Here is a 303-nt window from a genome sequence, read left to right as displayed (position 1 = left end):
AAGCCCAACTACCATCGGCGCTAAAGAGCTTAACTTCTGTGTTCGGCATGGGAACAGGTGTGACCTCTTTGCTATCGTCACCAGACAAATGTTGCTTGAGACAAGCGTTCACATACTTCCTCATCACTACTGGTTTTCGCATTCATTTACCTGAGTAAACTCATTTGTCATCCATTGTGATTCGTCGTCTATAAGCGTTTTCTCTTCGCAATAACTATTAGAATGTATTGCACATTCAAAACTAGATAGTAAGCAGATTTTACGGCGTTAAACCGAGTTAAAAATTTTGATTAAGTCTTCGAT

Annotated in this window: 1 rRNA gene; it reads right to left on the bottom strand. The window is 39.6% G+C overall.

What is annotated here, in order from left to right:
* A 5S ribosomal RNA gene (gene rrf, locus CD129_RS11640) occupies positions 1-85 on the bottom strand; the annotation flags it as partial.
* Between the last annotated feature and the right edge of the window lie 218 nt (positions 86-303).

The sequence above is a fragment of the Mammaliicoccus fleurettii genome, assembly GCF_003970575.1.
In the GTDB taxonomy this organism is placed as follows: domain Bacteria; phylum Bacillota; class Bacilli; order Staphylococcales; family Staphylococcaceae; genus Mammaliicoccus; species Mammaliicoccus fleurettii.
This window is presented reverse-complemented; position numbering and strand designations above follow the sequence as displayed.